Source organism: Pseudomonas fluorescens NCIMB 11764, assembly GCF_000293885.2.
GTDB classification, from domain to species: Bacteria; Pseudomonadota; Gammaproteobacteria; order Pseudomonadales; family Pseudomonadaceae; genus Aquipseudomonas; species Aquipseudomonas fluorescens_B.
Window position 1 is genome coordinate 5,950,401 of sequence record NZ_CP010945.1, and the last position, 18,309, is coordinate 5,968,709.

The following is an 18,309-nucleotide window of genomic DNA, read 5'->3' on the forward strand; positions in this document are numbered from 1 at the left end:
CTCAACCCTGCGCCAGGCGTTGGTCCAGCCGTGTCATGGCCTGCTGCAGCAGATCAACCGCGAGGTCAATCTGCGCAGCATGGCCCTCCCTGCAGGCACGCTCCAGCGTCTCGCAACACTCGATCAGACCGACCGCTCGAATCATCAACGCCCCACCCTTGATACGGTGCGCAAGCGTACGAAGCACTTGCTGCTGGCCGCTCGCATGCGCCTCGAGCAGTTCATCCCGATCAGTGCGATTGGTCATGACCACGTCGTGCAGCAATTGCGTGATCAACTCCTGGTCGCCACCGACGTATTGCAGCAAGCCGCTCAGATCGATCTCGGCGTTTGCAGATGCTTCGGTGGTCGACTCCTGCCCGTCGATAAATTTCGAGGCCAGCCAGGCACTCAGTTCCGGCAGGCCGATCGGTTTGAACAGGCAATCGTCCATGCCCGCCTCCAGGCAACGAGCCTTCTCATCAGGCTGAGCATTGGCGGTCAACCCCAGGATCAGCGTTGGCGGCAATCCCTGTGCACGCTCTTCATCGCGTATCGCCCCCGTCAATTCATAACCGTTGCACACCGGCATGTTGCAATCGGTCACGACCACATCAAACTGAAATTCGCGCCACATCTCGAATCCTTTCCGCCCCTCCTCGGCGACCATCACGCTGTGCCCCAGATAGCCCAACTGCCGGGACATCAACAGACGGTTGGCCGGGTAATCATCAACCACCAGAATCGTCAGCGGACGCGTCTGCTCCAACCCTTCGTCTTCGGGCACAGCGCAGGAGGGCAGCGCAAGCAACGCGGGCAGTTCAAGGCAGACATCGATCCGCGTACCCCGTCCAAGCGTGCTGTCTAGGAGCAATCGGCCGCCCATCATTTCGCACAACGTCCGGCTGATTACCAACCCCAGCCCGGAACCTTGCCGGCCTGAATGCGGATTGTTGCCGGCCTGCACGAACGAACTGAACAGTCGCTGCTGATCGAGTGCGCTGATGCCGATGCCGGTGTCTGCAATACGCAGGCTCACCGCTCGACGCCCCGCTACGCCAGGTTCGACCTGCAATGTCAGGCTCACTTCGCCTTCGCGGGTAAACTTGATCGCATTGCTCAGCAGATTGGACAGCACCTGCTTGAAACGCGTGGGATCGATCAACACATCGCAATCGCTTTGATCGCCCAGTTCGACGCGCCAATCCAGATTCTTCTGCCGTGCCAGCCCCTCGAAGACCCGGCACACCGACTCGACCAGCGAGCGCAAATTGGCCCGTTCCGGTGCAAGGGACAAATGCCCGGACTCGATACGCGCGATGTCCAGAATGTCGCCAATCAACGCCAGCAATTGTTGGCCGGCACTGGATGCCACTTCGATGGCCGGACGGTCGATAACGCCTTTATCCGCCTGCTTCAGAGCCAGTTCGAGCATGCCAAGCAACGCATTCATCGGCGTGCGGATTTCATGGCTCATGGTGGCCAGAAACGTGGTTTTCGCACGGTTGGCATCGTCCGCGGCGTCCTTGGCGTCCTGCAACTGACTGAGCAATTGCTGACGCAGTCGAATCTGCCGACGCTGCCAGGCGATCCAGACCAGCGCCAGCAACAACAAGGCGCCGGCGGCGGCAAAGGCCTGGAGAATGTCCTGACGGTGACCCAGCCAGAAACTTGGCTCGACCATCAGGTCATTTCTCCAGTTGCTCGTCATTGCATCGATTTCTTCGAGTGGAATGCTGAGCAGCGCCTTGTCCAGAATCGAATGCAGCACCACCGCCTCGCGACCGGTTGCCAGGGTGCTGCGAGCAGGGTCGGTGCCGACGGTGCTGGTCACTTGCAGCCGGTCCCGATACTGCCGTGAAATCATGACCCTGGCACCGATCAGCGAGTTGATGCCGCCATCCGCGCTGCCTTGGGCAACCATTTCCATCGCTTGCGCCGTTAATGGCGCATTGACCAGTTTGATCTGCGGAAAGTGCTGACGAATGAACTCACCGGTGCTGTTGCCCTGGGTCAGGGCCAATGTTTTACCGGCCATTTCATCCAGTGTCCGGGGACTGCCCGGCGCGATACGCGTCACCAGCACATTGGGACTGGTCAAAAACGGTCGGGTGAAACGCAATTCGGTTTCACGTTCGACGCTGGGGCTGATCCCGGCGACCAGATCGACCTTTCCGGTCCTGATCCACTCCAGCATTTGCGCCACTGACCGGGTCGGTTGAATGTCGAACTTCAAACCTGTGCGCAGGCTGATTTTCGCCAGTACATCAATGCTGATGCCCCGATACTTGCCCTCAGGGTCGATGAAGGAAATCGGCATGAGGTTTTCGTTGATCGCTACTCGGACGCGCGGGTGGTCGTCGAGCCAGCGTTGTTCGATCACGCTGAAGAGCGGGGCCTGAGTGCCTGCGATGGAGGTCCCGCTGCCGCCCCATCGGCGCAGGATGTTCATCCGTTCATTGGTCGGGATAGCAGCCAGCGCCCGGTTGACGATGCGTTGCAGCTGATGATTGTCGTTGCTCATCGCGAAGGCGAAACGACCGGACTCCAGAAGCGCAAAATCGGCCAGTTGAACATTGTTGAGGTAGTTTTTGCTGATCAGGTAGTTGGCGCTGATGGCATCGCTGAGGACAGCATCCGCCTGACGGAACGCTACGGCCCCCACCGCCTCAAGCGTCGAGGGATACAGTTCGACATTCGCCTTGGGATAAAACGCCCGCACTTGCTGCTCGGGCAAATAGTGGTAGAGCATCGCCAGCCGTTTATTGGCGAGATCGGGGTCAAGCGGCGCCGTCGAATCCGTACGGGTCAGCACGACGGGTTGATCGTCAGCATAGGCAGCGGACATCCGCAACTGTGGGTCCTCGACCTCGTAACGATTGGCTGTTCCCAGCAAATCAGCCTTGCCTTCCTTGATCGCCCGCACCGCCTCGTCTCGCGATGCATAGCGACGAACATCGATTTCCACCTGCAATAACTGCTTGAGCAACCCGGCATAGTCAGCCGTCAATCCTTCGTAATCGGTGCCGGTGGTGGTGATGTCGAAGGGTGGATAATCCGGCGCCGAGATGGCCAGCACCAACCGGCCCTTTTGCCGCAGCAACCGCGAATCGGCATCCGCCAGTTTGACGTCGTAGCCGTCGACAGTGGAGCGTCCCAGCAATTTCAGGGTTTGCGGTTGTGCGTCGACGCGGGATATCCATAGACAGCCCAGCAGCGCGAGGAATAGCAGGCAACGCAAACGCCGGAAGGTCTTCATTCAGATCAATTCATGGCGTCTGGCGAAATGACTCAGGTGTACATTGGATTCAACGTTGAGTTTTTCTTTCAGTCGGGTCTTGTAGGTGCTGGTGGTCTTGGGACTCAGGTTCATGAGTTCAGCGATTTCCTTGTTGCCCAATCCCTTGGCCAGGTACACCAGGATTGTCAGTTCGCGGTCGGAAAGCCTGTGGATCATCTCCTTCTCGTTGCATTGCAGCGTGCTCAGCGCCACCGAACTCGACGGCAGCTTGGCGAAATAGGTGTAACCGGCCATCACTGCATGCACTGCCTCGTGCAGATGCTGCAAATCGTTGGACTTGGAAACGTACGCCACGGCACCGGCACGCATGCAACGGTCCTGATAAAACCGAGGGTCCTGGCCGGTGAAAACCAGTACTCGACATCGCTCATCACTGGCCTGGATGCGGGCCAGTACTTCCAGCCCGCCGAGACGGGGCATCATCAGATCCAGCACCACCAGATCAGGTTGATGCTCACGAATCGCCGAAAAGACCTCGTTGCCGCTGGATACCTCGTGAATCGGATGAAACCCTTCCTGTTTAAGCAGTATTTTGACGGCTGCGCGAACCACCGGATGGTCGTCCGCAACCACCGCTGATCTCGCTGGCTTCATGGCAACTCCTGTGCAAAGGCACGACAATTGAGCAATCAATACCCATGGGCCAGGCCCGGGCAGTACGTAGGGCTGCGCGAAGACTCTTGCATGGAAATCCGCGCCAGACTACCTGACAGAAATGACAGTGCCGACGAACGGTAATCGTGGATCAACTGTTGCCATCAACCGCTGAATGCATGCCAGATCAGGCAGCGCGGCGAGGCTCACCTGTACCTTCTGCTGCACGCACGCAGGGATCGACGGCAACTTCACCTGCTCGCCGTCATAGATCAATGCGTGGCGAACCTGTGGGTTATCGAGGACAAAACCAGGCAGGTCGAACGCTTCACCCGCCAGCGAGGCATTGATGACCACCAGATCAAAAGGCTCGCTCCCGTATTCGACCAGCGTCAGCAATTCCGCCAGGTCTCGCACCGGCGCCACGCGGTAGTAATCGAGCCGGTTGAACAGGCGCTCGATTCTCATCCGCTGGAAATGCTGCTCGTCGGCAATCAGGATACGTAACGCTTTGTTAGGCAACCGGGGCCCCCAGGAGGGTTTCAGATTCGTGAGGCCGCAAGGCTACGGAAGAGCCAAGGAGTTTTCTGTAGGACTATTCCTAAATAACGGGCGCCACATCCGGTAGTGGGAAATAAAGTCGGGCTTCAGAACGCCTATTGACGATCGGCGGCAGTAAAATGTTGGCCAGGTTGATGTTGTTGAGTGCTTGGATCAGAAAATCCTTGAGTCACATGGCCCCCCCTGTGGCGAGGGAGCTTGCTCCCGCTCGACTGCGCAGCAGTCGTAAAACCGGTTGCTGCGATCTTTCAGCGCTGCCGGTTTTTTGGGGCCGCTTCGCAGCCCAGCGGGAGCAAGCTCCCTCGCCACAGGGTTTTGTCGTGTTTACTGCCAGCCAAACCGGCGGATATAGAACCCCTTCACCGCCTGGGTCAGCGCCATGTACGCCAGCAGGATCACCGGCAGGAACACGAAGTACAGCGACGGCAGCGCCTGCAATTTGAAGTAGTGCGCCAAAGGCCCCATCGGCAGGAAGATGCCCACGGCCATGATGATCCCGGTCATCACCATCAGCGGCATGGCCGCGCGGCTTTGCAGGAACGGGATCTTCGGCGTGCGGATCATGTGCACGATCAGCGTCTGCGTCAGCAACCCGACCACGAACCAGCCGGACTGGAACAGGGTTTGATGGTCCGGGGTATTGGCGTCGAACACGTACCACATCAAGGCAAACGTGGTGATGTCGAAGATCGAACTGATCGGCCCGAAGAACAACATGAAACGCCCGACATCCGCCGGTTGCCAGCGCTGGGGTTGCTTGAGCATTTCTTCATCGACGTTATCGAACGGGATGGCGATCTGCGAAATGTCGTAGAGCAGGTTTTGCACCAGCAGGTGCATCGGCAGCATCGGCAGGAACGGGATGAACGCGCTGGCCACCAACACCGAGAACACGTTGCCGAAATTCGAGCTCGCCGTCATTTTGATGTACTTGAGCATGTTGGCGAAGGTGCGGCGTCCTTCCAGCACGCCCTCCTCCAGCACCATCAGGCTTTTCTCCAGCAGGATGATGTCGGCCGCTTCCTTGGCGATGTCCACGGCGCTGTCCACCGAGATACCGATGTCGGCGGTGCGCAAGGCCGGCGCGTCATTGATGCCGTCGCCCATGAACCCGACCACATGGCCGTTGCCTTTGAGCAGACGGACGATGCGTTCCTTGTGCGTTGGCGTCAGTTTGGCGAAGACGTTGGTGGTCTCCACCGCCACGGCCAGTTCGGCGTCCGTCATGCGCTCGATGTCGTTGCCCATCAGCAGGCCTTGCTGTTCCAGGCCGACTTCGCGGCAGATCTTCGCGGTGACCAGTTCGTTGTCGCCAGTCAGCACTTTCACCGCCACGCCATGCGCCGCCAATGCTTTCAGGGCCGGCGCGGTGCTTTCCTTCGGTGGGTCGAGAAACGCCACGTAGCCGATCAGCGTCAGGGCCTGCTCATCCGCCAGGCTGTAGGTGTCGCGCCCCTCGATCATTGGCCGCGCGGCGACCGCCACCACCCGCAGTCCTTCGGCGTTGAATGCAGCGGTGACCTGACGAATCCGCGCCAACAGGTCATCGGTCAGCGCTTCATCGACCTCGCCGTGCCGCACTCGGGTGCACACCGCCAGCACCTCTTCCACCGCCCCTTTGCAGATCAGCAGGTGCGATTGATCGCGCTCGGCGACCACCACCGACATGCGCCGGCGGGTGAAGTCGAACGGGATCTCGTCGACCTTGCGAAACGCCGTCCCGACTTTCAGTTCACGGTGGACCTCGACGTGTTCGAGCACCGCCACGTCCAGCAGGTTTTTCAGGCCGGTCTGGTAGTAGCTGTTGAGGTAGGCCATTTCCAGCACGTCATCGGAATCGTTACCCCAGACATCGACGTTGCGCGCCAGAAAAATTTTGTCCTGGGTCAGGGTGCCGGTTTTGTCAGTGCACAACACATCCATGGCGCCGAAGTTCTGGATCGCGTCGAGGCGTTTGACGATGACTTTTTTGCGCGACAGGAATACCGCGCCTTTGGCCAGGGTCGAGGTGACGATCATCGGCAGCATTTCCGGGGTCAGGCCCACGGCAATCGACAGCGCGAACAGCAGCGCTTCGGTCCAGTCGCCCTTGGTGAAACCGTTGATGAACAACACCAGCGGCGCCATGACGAACATGAAGCGGATCAGCAGCCAGCTGACTTTGTTGACCCCGGTCTGGAACGACGTCGGCACGCGGTCGGTGGCACCGACCCGCTGGGCCAGTGCACCGAAATAGGTGCTGTTGCCGGTGGTCAGAATCACCGCCATCGCGGTGCCGGACACCACGTTAGTGCCCATGAACAGGATGTTGTCGAGGTCCAGCGGGTTGCTCGTGTCGCTGTCCTGCTGGCGTGGGAATTTTTCCACCGGCATCGATTCGCCGGTCATGGCCGCCTGGCTGACGAACAGGTCCTTGGCGTTGAGCACGCGGCAATCGGCGGGAATCATGTCGCCGGCCGAGAGTACAATCAGATCCCCCGGCACCAGCAGTTTGATCGGCACTTCGGTGCGCAATGCATCCCGACGCATCACCGTGGCCGTGTTGCTGACCATCGCCTTGAGTGCGTCGGCCGCCTGGTTGGATTTGGTTTCCTGCCAGAAGCGCAGAAAGGTCGAGAGCACCACCATCGAGAAAATCACGACGGCGGCTTTCATGTCCTCGGTCAGCCAGGAGATGACCGCGAGCAATGTCAGCAGCAGGTTGAACGGGTTTTTGTAGCAGTGCCACAGGTGAACCCACCACGGCAGCGGTTGTTCGTGCTCGACTTCGTTGAGGCCGAATTGCACGCGCAGTGCATCGGCCTCGGCTTCGCTCAGGCCGTCGCTGTGGCTGTTGAGGTTGTCCAGCAGTTGCCCGGTGTCGCTGTTGGCGGCGCTCACCAGGGTTTGCGCCAGGGTCGGCGGCATCTCGCGGCTGACCGTGGTGTCGGTGAAATTTTCCAGCAGCGCCAGGCGACGGAAGTGTCGGGCGATGTGGCGGGTGCGCAGGAATCCGGCGAAGAATTCCTTGAGCAGGGTCAGGTTCATGGCAGTTCCCCCAGGGTCAGCCGGGAAACCTTCCAGCAGGCGTGTCGGTGCGCCGCGATGACGACAACAAGTCGAACATCACGCACGGTTCAGCGTCGATGAGAGGACGTCGGGACACGGACCAGGACTGGCCGCGATCGGGATGCCGCTGCTCGCTTTGTCGGCGAGACAACGGCACAAAAAGTGGCGCGTTATCTTGCCGAGGATCTGCCGGTTATTGGAACCGGCCGACTACTGTCACTCGAACAAGTACCCACTGTGGGTCTCCGTTATTGATGAAAACGCGCGAAGCTTACGCCCCGTTTTTTGGAGAGTAAACGAAGGATTGGCCAGTAGTGGGGGGAATTGCGGGGTTCTTCAGGGAGGGTTCAGGATTCAAGATATGTGATGCCTTTGAGGACGCCATCGCGAGCAGGCTCGCTCCCACGGTGGATCTTCAGTGAACACAAAATTTGTGTAAGACAGAGATCAAATGTGGGAGCGAGCCTGCTCGCGATGGCGTCCTCAAAAGCGCCGAAAATCTTAGCTGGCAGTCGCCAATAACAAATCCATCACCGACCGCCCCTGCCCACGGCTCTTGCCATGTTCATACAACGACCCGGCAATCTCATCCGCCCGGATCGGCAGGATCGACAGCAAGGTGTCGCTCAACCCGTGGCTCGCCTGACAGAAGCCCTGCATGTAGATACCGGCCTTGCAGCGCTCGTCGGTGATCAGTTTGTAGTTGCGATCCACTTCGAAATCCCCCAGGTATTCTTCCAGCGGCGCCAGCAGTTTGCGGTGCATCTGACGCTCATACCCGGTGGCCAGAACCACAGCGTCGTAATGACGGACCGTGACTTCGCCGGTCGCGTTGTTACGCACGGCCAGTTCAATGCCGCGCTCGGTGGCGGTGGCTTTTTCGATAGTGGTCAGGGTGCGGAAGGCATGACGGGCAATGCCCGAGACTTTCTGGCGATAGAAGATGCCGTAGATGCGTTCGATCAGGTCGATGTCCACCACCGAATAGTTGGTGTTGTGGTACTCGTTGACCAGCCGCTCACGCTCGCTGCTCGCCTGCTGGAACACCAGGTCGGTGAACTCCGGCGAGAACACTTCGTTGACGAACGGGCTGTCGTCCGCCGGCTTCAGCGCCGAGCCGCGCAGGATCATGTCCACCTGCACCGACGGGAAGCTGTCGTTCAGATCGATGAAGGCTTCCGCCGCGCTCTGCCCGCCGCCGATGATCGCGATGCTCATCGGCTGATTGTTCACGCACGGTTGCCTGGCCATCTGCGCCAGGTACTGCGAGTGATGGAACACCCGACCGTCATCCTTCAACGCCTTGAACGCTTCGGGAATACGCGGTGTGCCACCGGCGCTCACCACCACCGAACGGGTGGTGCGCACGTGTTGCTGACCCTGGGTATCGCGGGAGATCACCCGCAACGCTTCGACCTGCTGGTTGTGCAACACCGGCTCGATGGTCAGCACTTCTTCGCCGTAGCGGCTCTGTTCGGCAAATTGCCCGGCGACCCAGCACAGGTAGTCGTTGTACTCCATGCGGCACGGATAGAAGGTGCCTAGGTTGATGAAGTCCACCAGACGACCGTGGTGCTTGAGGTAGTTGACGAAGGAATAGGGGCTGGTCGGGTTGCGCAGGGTCACCAGGTCCTTGAGGAAGGAAATCTGCAACTCGCTCTGGGTCACCAGGGTATTGCCGTGCCAGCGATAGTCCGCCTGCTTGTCGAGAAACAGAACATCCAGTTCGCCCTGACTCGGCCCGCGCTCTTGCAGAGCGATGGCCAGCGCCAGGTTCGAAGGGCCGAAACCGACGCCGATCAGGTCGTGAACGATGGGCGATGCAATTGCCTGTGTCATTTCCAGTGTCCTCTGGATGAACCCCTCAACACGGGGAGGAAGCCTAAGTGACCTGGCTATCCTTGGGAGCACAGCAGGTCGTCTGTTGAGTAGGAACGAGGACAATGAAATAAAATTTAACAACAAACGCTCAGTGGGCGTCCCATTGCCGCATCCGCACCCGGCAATGCTTCATTGCATTGACGATGTGCTTTTCCACCAACGCGCGGGAAATGCCGAGGTGTTCGGCGATTTCCGGGTGCGACAAGCCATCGATCTTGCGCAGCAGGAAACTCTCGCGGCACAGCCGTGGCAATTCCGCCAACGCACGCTGGAGCATCTCCAGGCGCTGGCCATGATCAAGGCAGTTGTGGGGGGACGGGGTGAAGTAGCGCTCTTCATTGTCGAGCACCTCCAGCGACTCGACCTGACGCAAGGCATTGCGCCGATGGTCGTCGATCACCAGATTGAGCGCGGTGCGATACAGGAATGCCCGGGGCTGCTCGATCGGCGTGTCGCTGGAACGTTCCAGAACCCGCACATAAGCGTCATGCACCACATCTTCGGCCACCTGACGGTTGCCCAGCTTGGCGTTCAGAAAGCACACCAGCTCGCGATAGTAGTTTTCCAACCATGACTCCCGGCCGCATGGGTGCGGTTTCTATCCTTGAGCCACCGCATCGACCGCCGAAAATGGGCAGTGGCACGATAGTGGCAATTCGAGTGTGTAATTTATAGTAATTCTCATATAGATTTAAAGTATTGCTTCAGCTTGCCCGACAAATAGTCTTGGTCTTATGGGAGAGAGCCTGTGTGGCGAGGGGATTTATCCCCGTTGGGCTGCGGAGCGGCCCCGGCATTTCAAAGTTAAAATGCATTAACGACTGCTTCGCAGCCGAACGGGGATAAATCCCCTCGCCACATGCCCTCAATGTGTTTGTGTCGGCTTGTGTCGAGGCCTAAATTCCCCGCCCCTTTTCTCGTTTAACGGACAGCTCCCCGTCTCTGTCGGCCTCCCGACAGCGTTCACCTGTTGCCACATTTCGTGCGCAGGCTGAGCGAAGGGCCTATTTCCATTGCCGGAACCCTGCATGAAACGTCCCCGACAGACCCGACGCGCCCTGCTTGTAGCACTTTGTCTGATCCCCGTTATCGCCGTGGCTGCCTGGCAGGTCATCCCGCCCGGCCGAGACAAATTCGCCACGGTGCAAGTCAGCCGCGGCGACATCGAAAGCAGTGTCACGGCCCTCGGCACCCTGCAACCTCGACGCTACGTCGACGTCGGTGCACAGGCGTCCGGGCAGATCCAGAAGATCCACGTGGAAGTCGGTGACGTGATCAAGGAAGGCCAGCTGCTGGTGGAAATCGACCCGTCCACGCAGCAGGCCAAACTCGACGCCGGGCGTTTCTCGATTGAAAACCTCAAGGCGCAACTCGAGGAACAACGGGCGCAACACGCACTGGCCCGGCAAAAATTCCAGCGCCAGCAGAGCCTCAAGGCCGGCGGTGCCACCCGCGAAGAAGACGTGCAAACCGCCCAGGCTGAACTGCGCGCCACCCAGGCACGCATCGACATGTTCCAGGCGCAGATTCGCCAGGCCCAGGCCAGCTTGCGCAGTGATCAGGCCGAACTCGGCTACACGCGCATTTACGCACCGATGTCCGGCACCGTGGTCGCACTCGATGCCCGTGCAGGTCAGACCCTCAACGCACAACAGCAAACGCCGCTGATTCTGCGCATCGCCAGGTTGTCACCGATGACGGTCTGGGCTGAAGTCTCGGAAGCCGACATCGGTCACGTCAAACCCGGCATGTCCGCCTGGTTCACCACCCTCAGCGGCGGCAAGCGTCGCTGGAGCAGCACCGTGCGGCAGATTCTGCCGGTGCCGCCCAAGCCTCTGGACCAGACCAGCCAGGGCGGCGGCAGCCCGGCCAGTTCGAGCAAAAGCGGCAGCGCTCGCGTGGTGCTGTACACCGTACTGCTCGATGTCGACAACGCCGATAATGCGCTGATGGCGGAAATGACCACCCAGGTATTCTTCGTTTCCAACCAGGCGAAAGACGTGCTCACCGCCCCCATCGCCGCGCTGCAAGGCGGCACGCAGCCGGACCTCCAGACCGCCCGGGTCGTCGCCAAGAACGGCCGCATCGAGCAACGTGACGTGCGCACCGGCATCAGCGATCGCCTGCGGGTGCAAATCCTCGACGGCTTGCAGGAAGGCGATCACCTGTTGATCGGACCGGCCGACGGGAGTGGCGGCTGAATGCAGACGCCCCTGATCGACCTGCAGGACATCCGCAAATCCTACGGCGGCGGCGATTCACCGCAGGTTCACGTGTTGCGCGGCATCGACCTGTCGATCCATGCCGGTGAATTCGTCGCGATTGTCGGCGCGTCCGGCTCCGGCAAGTCGACGCTGATGAACATCCTCGGCTGCCTCGACCGCCCGACTTCGGGCGAATACCGCTTCGCCGGGGAAAACGTCGCCGCACTCGACAGCGACGAACTGGCCTGGTTGCGTCGCGAAGCCTTTGGCTTTGTGTTCCAGGGCTACCACCTGATCCCGTCCGGCTCGGCCCAGGAAAACGTCGAGATGCCAGCGATCTACGCAGGCACCCCGGCCGCCGAACGCCATGCCCGCGCCGCCGCCCTGCTCGACCGCCTCGGCCTCGCCTCGCGTACCGGCAACCGCCCGCATCAACTCTCCGGCGGCCAACAGCAACGCGTCTCCATCGCCCGCGCCTTGATGAACGGCGGGCACATCATCCTCGCCGACGAACCCACCGGCGCCCTCGACAGCCACAGCGGCGCCGAGGTCATGACGCTGCTTGATGAACTGGCGAGCCAGGGCCACGTGGTCATCCTCATCACCCACGACCGCGAAGTCGCGGCCCGGGCCAAACGCATCATCGAAATCCGCGACGGGCTGATCATCAGCGACAGCGCGCACGACAACCCCGACGTACAAACCTCCGCCAACCCCGGCGCCCTGCAAGCGGTCGATCTGCGCAAGCGCCTGAGCGAAGGCGCTGAAGCCACCGGTGCCTGGAAAGGCGAATTGGTGGACGCGGTGCACGCCGCGTGGCGGGTGATGTGGATCAACAGGTTTCGCACCGCCCTGACGCTGCTCGGGATCATCATCGGCGTCGCGTCGGTGGTGGTGATGCTGGCCGTCGGTGAAGGCAGCAAGCGTCAGGTGATGGCGCAAATGGGCGCGTTCGGCTCGAACATCATTTACCTCAGCGGCTCGGCCCCGAACCCGCGAACGCCGCCGGGCATCATCACCCTCGATGACGTCGCGGCGGTGGGCAGCCTGCCGCAGGTGACGCGCATCATGCCGGTCAACGGCGAGGAAGCCGGGGTGCGTTTCGGCAACCTCGATCACTTGAGCTACGTTGGCGGCAACGACACCCACTTTCCGGCGATCTTCAACTGGCCCGTGGTGGAAGGCAGTTATTTCACCCAGGAAGATGAACGCAACGCAGCGGCTGTCGCGGTGATCGGCCACAAGGTGCGGACCAAATTGCTCAAGGACGTGGCCAACCCGATCGGCCAATACATCCTGATCGAAAACGTGCCGTTCCAGGTGGTCGGCGTGCTTGCGGAAAAAGGCGCCAGCTCCGGCGACACCGACAGCGACGACCGCATCGCCATCCCGTATTCCGCCGCCAGCGTCCGGTTGTTCGGCACTCACAATCCGGAATACGTGGCCATCGCGGCAGCTGATGCACGCAAGGTCAACGAAACAGAAATGGCCATCGAGCAGCTGATGTTGCGTCTGCACAACGGCAAAAAGGATTTCGAGCTGACCAACAACGCGGCGATGATCCAGGCCGAAGCACGTACACAAAATACCCTGTCGCTGATGCTCGGTTCGATCGCCGCGATTTCGCTGTTGGTGGGCGGGATTGGCGTGATGAACATCATGCTCATGACCGTGCGCGAACGTACCCGCGAGATCGGCATCCGCATGGCCACCGGCGCCCGGCAACGCGACATCCTGCGGCAGTTCCTCACCGAAGCGGTGATGCTCTCGGTGGTTGGCGGCCTCGCCGGGATTGCCCTGGCGCTGATCGTCGGTGGTGTGCTGATCCTCAGCGAAGTCGCGGTCGCGTTCTCCTTGATAGCGGTACTCGGTGCCTTCGGCTGCGCCCTGGTCACCGGTGTTGTCTTCGGCTTCATGCCGGCCCGCAAAGCTGCCCGGCTCGACCCGGTCACGGCCCTTACCAGTGAATGATCGATCTATGAAAGCGCCACTCAGCCTGTTGACCCTCTGCGTGTTGCTCAGCGCGTGCGCCAGCCCGGACCCGCGTCAGGACAGTGGCCTGCAGGCGCCGCCCGCCTGGCAGTCGGCGCACCGTGAAAACGCTGTGTTGAGCAACGCCCGGTGGTGGACGCACTTTGGCAGCCCGCAGCTCGATCAACTGATCGAACAGGCCCGCGTCGGCAGCTATGACCTGGCGGCGGCACTGGCGCGGGTTCGTCAGGCCCGGGCGACGACGGTGATTGCGGGCGGCTCGCTGCTGCCGGAAGTGAAGGGAGCGATGAACGCCAATCGCCAGAAGCTGATGCGCGGCAACGGCTATAGCCAACTGGATGCCGACGACAGTAACAAGGCGGTGGATTACTTCGACGCCAGCCTCAGCGCCAGTTATGAAATCGATTTCTGGGGCGGCCAGCGCGCCTCCCGCGACAGTGCGCAATTCGGCCTGCGGGCCAGTGAGTTCGATCGCGACACGGTGGAATTGACGCTGCTCAGCGCGGTCGCCAGCACCTATGCGCAAGCCCTGTCGCTGCAAGAGCAGCACCGTATCGCGCAGCTCAATCTGGCGAATGCGCAAAAGGTGTTGAGCCTGGTACAAACCCGCTTCGACTCAGGCTCGGCCACCGCCCTGGAGCTGGCCCAGCAAAAGAGCCTGGTGGCCGCGCAACAACGGCAGTTGCCGCTGGTTCAGCAACAAGCCGACGAAGCGCGGATCACCCTCGCTGCCCTCCTCGGCCGTCCGGTTCAGGAGTTGAAGCTCGACGATCAGCGCTTCGAACAGCTCTGTTGGCCGGCCATCGGCGCGGGCGTGCCCAGCGACTTGCTCAATCGGCGCCCGGACATTGCCCGTGCCGAGGCGCAGTTGGCGGCGGCCCGGGCCGACGTGACCGTGGCCCGGGCGAAAATGCTGCCCACGGTGACATTGAGCGCCCAGATCGGCTCTGGCGCCGACACCTTCAACGATGTGCTGCGCAGCCCGTTCTACAACCTCACCGCCGGATTGGTCGCGCCGATTTTCAACAATGGCCGCCTCGGCGCCGAACGCGACAAAGCCACGGCGCGCCAGGAAGAACTGCTGGAAACCTACCGCGGTGCAATCATCAACGGCTTTGCCGACGTGGAAAAAGCCCTGACCGGTATCCGCGGACTGGATGCCCAGCGCCAATGGCAAAGTGAAGAGTTGAGCCAGGCACAAACGGCGTTCGACATTGCGCAAAGCCGCTATCAGGCCGGGGCCGAGGATTTGCTGACGGTGCTGGAGACGCAGCGCACGTTGTATGCGGCGCAGGATTTGAATGTGCAACTGCGGTTGTCGAGGTTGCAGGCGAGTATTGCGTTGTACAAGGCGCTTGGGGGTGGGTGGCAGGTTTTGTGAATTGCAGCGCCAGTGAGTCCGCCATCGCGAGCAGGCTCGCTCCCACAGGTTATGTGCCATGCCCCAATCATGCGGCACATCGAAATCCTGCGGGAGCGAGCCTGCTCGCGATTGAACGATAACGCGGTATCTCTGGCTTAACTGGTCATCGGCTTGGCCTTCAGGTTTCGCGCATACCACGGCCGTTGCGGCACCTTTCTAAACAGATCCTCCAGCTTCTTCTCGTCTTCGCCAAAGGTAATCCGCAGCGCCAGCTTCATGGTTTCCGGGTCCATTTCCACCGACTTGCCCGCCTGCAACCCCGGCGTGGTGTTGCAACCGTGGGTGCTCGGGCCAAGCCACGGATCGTCGATTTCGACCCAGCGACCGGGGGCGAACCACGCCACACCATTGACCTCCAGCCGACTGACCTCCCCCGGATGAAAGCGCTCATGCGCCCGGAACCAGTCCTCGAGACGGTCGTCGATCCAGCCGTGGAAATGCCAGAACACCGGGTTCACATGGGAGGAAAACGGGTCGCCAAGAAAGTCGTTTTCCGCCGCGAACCAACGGGCGGAAAAGTCTGCGGTGTCCCGCGCGAACGGCACAGGCTGGCCGTTGGACGGGTCGCGAGGCACCGATGCCCAGCGCATGTGCAGCCAGTCATGCAGGCCCAGTTCGACCTCGGAACCGAACTGCCCCAAGGTCAGTTTCGACAAGTAACGCGGGTCACGGTAGCGCGATTCCCAGACCTGAAAATTGCTGTGATAGGTCTCGGCGGTCTTGAGATCGGCGACCCACTGCGAGTATTCATCATCGTCGTCGGCGCGCCAGGCCGGTGGCAGCGCGGTGCCGTCGTGGTTGTCGAAGTAACGGGCAAAACCCTGGCGATCACGCACCAACTCCGGTTGCGGCAACGGAAACTGCTGCCAGGATGGCAGGTCCTGCAAGGAGCGCGCGGTGCCGAGCATATGCCGGTGCATGAAGAAAAAGTCGATGCCCGAGCCATTGCGGTCCTTGCGCGGCCCCCGCGCATCGCGCTCCTTGTCCCGCCGCCCCGGCTGCCAGCCGATACCACGCAAGGCGTTGCGTTTGTCCTCGGGCAAGGTGTGCCATTTGTCTCGCGAAGCGTGCCAGAGCTGGTGAAACAAGCGGTGCTCGGGCGAAATCAGCCACCCCAGCAACGCCGGACCCAGGCCTGTGCGTTCGCGCGCCTCAGGGAACACTTGTTTGACCGCGACGAAGCGATTGTCCTGAGCGGTCAAGGCCAGCGGACGATCCAGACGCAGCACGCGCCCACTCAATGTGCCGCTGCCGGCATTGCCGAACGCGGCCCAGACTTCGTCCAGCGTGAAGGTGAATTCATAGTCCGGCGTCCCCGTCGGGGATCGGCTATCGATCAGGCGCCAGCTCAACTCGGTGGTGTTCGGGCCGGCCAGATCGCCGAGGACGCGATAGCGCGGTGTCGGTTCGCCGCGCAGCGCATCAAAGGTATCGAGAAAGCCATTGAGCCCACGGCCCTTGTGGCCGATATCGAGCAACACCTGCAGCCCCTCGCGAGGCAACCCATCGAGGCCGGCGTCACGGCCTTCGAAACGAATGTTCCAGACACCCTGCAGCGAGTTGGCCAACCGCTGCCCGGCCACATCCGCGACGTCGAATGACGCTTCGCCGGGGGTAATCGTCGGGTCCGGTTTTGTCAGTTCGCGATGCCCGTAATACGCCGCAGGCACGGCGGCGCCGGTCAGTGCCAGACCCGCCAGGAACCATCGTCGAGAAATCGTCATTGCCCTACCTGTGTCAGCCATGGAGCAGGCTTTATCCAAGCTAGAACGTTTGTTGACTCGACAAATTTAGAAGCATCGCGAGCTGCCTCGCTCCCACAGGTGATCTTGCGTTCACTCAATCAGTGTGGGAGCGAGCCTGCTCGCGATGACGCTCGCACAAACGACTAAATTCTGGCCTTGGCCACTCGTTCTTCCCAGATAGCAAAGGCTCCGCGCCTGCACCCTCGACGGCGAACCTGACTGAGATGGCAATGACAAAACCTCGTTCGAAAAAGGCTCTTTTCATTGGCCTGCCCCTGGCGCTGGCCATCGCCGGCGCGGCAGGATTTGCGGCCTGGGACTATTGGCTCAACGACAACCCCGGCTACCCGGTCGCGGTAATGAAACAGGCCGATGAACTGCAAGAGCGCATCCTCTCGTTCGACAGCCACATCACCGTCCCGATGGATTTCGGCACCGCCGAAAACGAGGCCGACAAGGACGGCAGCGGCCAGTTCGACCTGGTCAAGGCCGCACGCGGTCGCCTGTCAGGCGCGGCGCTGACCATTTTCGGCTGGCCGGAAATCTGGAACGGCGATAACGCCCCGCATCGTCCAACGGCCGGGTTCATCGACGAAGCCCGTCACGAGCAGGAAACCCGCTACAAAATCATCAACACCCTGGTGCGCGACTTCCCCAATCAGGTCGCCATCGCCTACACCCCGGACGATTTCCGGCGCCTGCACGGCGAGGGCAAGTTCGCCGTGTTCATCAGCATGCTCAACGCCTACCCGCTGGGTAACGACGTCAACGCGCTGGACAAGTGGGCCGCCCGCGGGATGCGCATGTTCGGCTTCAGTTACGTGGGCAATAACGCCTGGGCCGATTCGTCCCGGCCGCTGCCGTTTTTCAATGATTCCCGTGACGCCCTGGGCGGTTTGTCGGCGCTGGGCAAGCAAGCGGTGCATCGCCTGAACGACCTCGGCGTGATCATTGACGTGTCGCAAATGTCGACCAAAGCGCTTGAGCAAGTCAGTCAATTGAGCCGCGCGCCGATGGTCGCCTCGCACTCGGCGCCACGGGCGCTGGTGGACATCCCGCGCAACCTCAGCGACCAGGAAATGCAGCTGATCAAGAACAGCGGCGGCGTGGTGCAGATCGTCGGCTTCCCGACCTACATCAAGCCGTTGAGCCAAGACACTCAAGACAAACTCAACGCCCTGCGCGCCCGTTTCGACCTGCAACCGCTGCAAGGCCTGGAGATGGCGCTGATGCCGGGCGACCCGGTGATCACCGTGTGGTCGGAACAGCGTTTCGGCGAATACGCCAGTCAGCTCTACGGCATCATCGATGAAGAACCCAAGGCCACGCTCAAGGATTACGGCGACGCCATCGACTATGCGGTAAAGAAAATCGGCATCGATCACGTCGGCATCAGCTCCGACTTCAACGACGGTGGCGGCCTGAACGGCTGGAAAGACGTAAGCGAGGCACGCAACGTGACCGCCGAGTTGATCAGTCGCGGCTACAGCGAGGCCGACATTGCCAAGCTCTGGGGCGGCAATTTCCTGCGGGTCTGGGACCAGGTGCAGAAGTCTTCCCGGCCTGTCGCCAAACACTGAC

11 protein-coding genes are annotated in these 18,309 nt (G+C 61.0%); 4 read left to right on the top strand and 7 right to left on the bottom strand.

Annotated elements, in window-relative coordinates; all coding sequences use genetic code 11:
• Window position 1 precedes the first annotated feature (1 nt).
• The 6 genes from B723_RS27195 to B723_RS27220 form a co-directional block, all read right to left on the bottom strand.
• Window positions 2-3,238, bottom strand: a complete 3,237-nt coding sequence (locus B723_RS27195) for a transporter substrate-binding domain-containing protein (RefSeq protein WP_017337615.1) — start codon at window positions 3,236-3,238, stop codon at window positions 2-4.
• Window positions 3,239-3,874, bottom strand: coding sequence for a response regulator transcription factor (locus tag B723_RS27200; RefSeq protein ID WP_017337614.1), 636 nt, complete (start codon window positions 3,872-3,874; stop codon window positions 3,239-3,241).
• 108 nt (window positions 3,875-3,982) lie between these two features.
• Complete coding sequence (locus tag B723_RS27205; RefSeq protein ID WP_017337613.1) at window positions 3,983-4,396, bottom strand: chemotaxis protein CheY; 414 nt, start codon at window positions 4,394-4,396, stop codon at window positions 3,983-3,985.
• Window positions 4,397-4,759: 363 nt separating this feature from the next.
• Window positions 4,760-7,462, bottom strand: a complete 2,703-nt coding sequence (gene mgtA, locus B723_RS27210) for a magnesium-translocating P-type ATPase (protein WP_017337612.1) — start codon at window positions 7,460-7,462, stop codon at window positions 4,760-4,762.
• 522 nt (window positions 7,463-7,984) lie between these two features.
• Window positions 7,985-9,322 (bottom strand): lysine N(6)-hydroxylase/L-ornithine N(5)-oxygenase family protein, encoded by a 1,338-nt coding sequence (locus B723_RS27215; RefSeq protein WP_017337610.1) that lies wholly within the window; start codon window positions 9,320-9,322, stop codon window positions 7,985-7,987.
• Between the two features lie 130 nt (window positions 9,323-9,452).
• The gene (locus tag B723_RS27220; protein ID WP_017337609.1) at window positions 9,453-9,932 is read right to left on the bottom strand and encodes a sigma-70 family RNA polymerase sigma factor; all 480 of its coding nucleotides are present in this window, start codon (window positions 9,930-9,932) and stop codon (window positions 9,453-9,455) included.
• A 460-nt stretch (window positions 9,933-10,392) separates the two neighbouring features.
• Between B723_RS27220 and B723_RS27225 the strand changes: the two genes are divergently transcribed.
• Genes B723_RS27225 through B723_RS27235 form a run of 3 tightly spaced genes read left to right on the top strand, consistent with a single transcriptional unit; the run spans window position 10,393 to window position 14,941 of the window.
• A complete protein-coding gene (locus tag B723_RS27225; protein ID WP_017337608.1) occupies window positions 10,393-11,565 on the top strand; it encodes an efflux RND transporter periplasmic adaptor subunit in 1,173 nt (390 codons plus the stop codon).
• Entirely contained in the window at window positions 11,566-13,539 is a 1,974-nt protein-coding gene (locus B723_RS27230; RefSeq protein WP_017337607.1) for a MacB family efflux pump subunit, read from the top strand.
• Between the two features lie 7 nt (window positions 13,540-13,546).
• Window positions 13,547-14,941: an efflux transporter outer membrane subunit gene (locus tag B723_RS27235; RefSeq protein WP_017337606.1), complete on the top strand. Its 1,395-nt coding sequence runs from the start codon at window positions 13,547-13,549 to the stop codon at window positions 14,939-14,941.
• 137 nt (window positions 14,942-15,078) lie between these two features.
• Here B723_RS27235 and B723_RS27240 read toward each other — a convergent pair whose 3' ends face one another.
• Window positions 15,079-16,707, bottom strand: a complete 1,629-nt coding sequence (locus B723_RS27240; RefSeq protein ID WP_017337605.1) for a hypothetical protein — start codon at window positions 16,705-16,707, stop codon at window positions 15,079-15,081.
• A 251-nt stretch (window positions 16,708-16,958) separates the two neighbouring features.
• Here B723_RS27240 and pvdM point away from each other — a divergent pair, with 251 nt between their 5' ends.
• Complete coding sequence (gene pvdM, locus B723_RS27245) at window positions 16,959-18,308, top strand: pyoverdine-tailoring dipeptidase-like protein PvdM (RefSeq protein ID WP_017337604.1); 1,350 nt, start codon at window positions 16,959-16,961, stop codon at window positions 18,306-18,308.
• Window position 18,309 lies beyond the last annotated feature (1 nt).

Bases quoted from the DNA above. Each gene is read 5' to 3' on its own strand.
- B723_RS27195 (WP_017337615.1), bottom strand. From the start codon at position 3,238: ATGAAGACCTTCCGGCGTTTGCGTTGCCTGCTATTCCTCGCGCTGCTG.
- B723_RS27215 (WP_017337610.1), bottom strand. From the start codon at position 9,322: ATGACACAGGCAATTGCATCGCCCATCGTTCACGACCTGATCGGCGTC.
- mgtA (WP_017337612.1), bottom strand. From the start codon at position 7,462: ATGAACCTGACCCTGCTCAAGGAATTCTTCGCCGGATTCCTGCGCACC.
- B723_RS27230 (WP_017337607.1), top strand. From the start codon at position 11,566: ATGCAGACGCCCCTGATCGACCTGCAGGACATCCGCAAATCCTACGGC.
- B723_RS27225 (WP_017337608.1), top strand. From the start codon at position 10,393: ATGAAACGTCCCCGACAGACCCGACGCGCCCTGCTTGTAGCACTTTGT.
- B723_RS27240 (WP_017337605.1), bottom strand. From the start codon at position 16,707: ATGACGATTTCTCGACGATGGTTCCTGGCGGGTCTGGCACTGACCGGC.
- B723_RS27200 (WP_017337614.1), bottom strand. From the start codon at position 3,874: ATGAAGCCAGCGAGATCAGCGGTGGTTGCGGACGACCATCCGGTGGTT.
- pvdM (WP_017337604.1), top strand. From the start codon at position 16,959: ATGACAAAACCTCGTTCGAAAAAGGCTCTTTTCATTGGCCTGCCCCTG.
- B723_RS27235 (WP_017337606.1), top strand. From the start codon at position 13,547: ATGAAAGCGCCACTCAGCCTGTTGACCCTCTGCGTGTTGCTCAGCGCG.